The organism is Flagellimonas amphidinii (assembly GCF_013090115.1).
GTDB classification, from domain to species: domain Bacteria; phylum Bacteroidota; class Bacteroidia; order Flavobacteriales; family Flavobacteriaceae; genus Flagellimonas; species Flagellimonas amphidinii.
Window position 1 is genome coordinate 1 of record NZ_JABFNN010000024.1, and the last position, 1209, is coordinate 1209.

The following is a 1209-nucleotide window of genomic DNA, read 5'->3' on the forward strand; positions in this document are numbered from 1 at the left end:
CAACAAAGAACTGAGTTAAAAAACAAGTTCTTTTAGTTTAATTTGGACACATAATTTTCATCATAGGGCAAACCTGATTTTGCAATTGCGAAAGCTTGTTTTAATAGTTTGTTACAAACGGCAATAAGCGCCAATTTTTTGCTTTTGCCCTTGGCTACGATTCGGTCAAAAATAGCTTTACATTGCTTGTTGTATTTGCAAGCAGAAAAGGAACATAGGAACAGTAGGTTCCGCAATTTTCGGTTTCCCATTTTGCTTATTCTACTTTTACCCCTAACACTACTGCCCGACCGCCTTATCGTAGGCGTGATACCCGCATAATTACAAAGTTGGGCGGCACTCTCAAACTTGGTGAAGCCTTCGGTGAGAACAATCAACAATGCCGCTGTTTTATCCCCTAGACCAGGAATGCTCTTTAAGTTGCTCAACTGTTGCTGTTGGCTCTTTTTAACCAAAGTCATCAATCTCTCTTGCAACTTGGAAAGTTGTTTGTCCAATTGGGCCAATGACTGTTTTAATGAGCTATAAACTGCCTTTGATGGTATACCCAATACTTTTTCTCCGTGCAACTTGTTCTTTAGTTGTGTGCGCTGTTTTAGGTAGATATCCATTAAAGCCAATAATTGCAAGCTCTCTGCTTGCTCTGCCCCTTTGCCATCATATAGGGGAACTTCATTGACCTGTGCATATTCACATATGGCTTTTGCGTCACTCTTATCCGTCTTTACCTTGCTTAATTTCATTTGGACAAAACGCTTTACCGATAAAGGGTTTACCACGGAAACCTTAACGCATTGGTCAAATAAAAACTGTGCCAATAAATAATGATAATAGCCTGTGGCCTCCATGACAACCAGGGTGTCCTTCCCCAAAAATTTGAAATAGGCCTTAAACCCTTTAAGCGTATTTGGATATTGAAAATGATTCCCCTTTGAGTCTACAACATCAAATACATCTTTACTAATGTCCACTCCATGGGTTTTACTATCTTTATTCATAAGAAAATGTTTTATGAAAGGACGCTCCACTTTGGTTTCAACAACTTAAAATCGAGATCTCACGTCTCACAGAACTGAACGAATTCTTAGTGGAAAAGAGAGGGGGTTATCAATGTTGACGGAATCGTACTTCCTATGGCTATAGTAACCTTTTTCCTCTCTTTTGTTCTTTCTGGTTTATAAATACAATCTAATCAGAATCAAACTTAAG

1 protein-coding gene is annotated in these 1209 nt (G+C 38.6%); it reads right to left on the bottom strand.

Going from position 1 to position 1209, the window contains the following annotated elements:
* Positions 1-32 precede the first annotated feature (32 nt).
* Positions 33-998, bottom strand: a complete 966-nt coding sequence (locus HJC33_RS03710) for an IS110 family RNA-guided transposase (RefSeq protein ID WP_171657457.1) — start codon at positions 996-998, stop codon at positions 33-35.
* Positions 999-1209 lie beyond the last annotated feature (211 nt).

Excerpts from the sequence above, each read along its gene's own strand:
- HJC33_RS03710 (WP_171657457.1), bottom strand. The coding sequence starts at position 998 with ATGAATAAAGATAGTAAAACCCATGGAGTGGACATTAGTAAAGATGTA.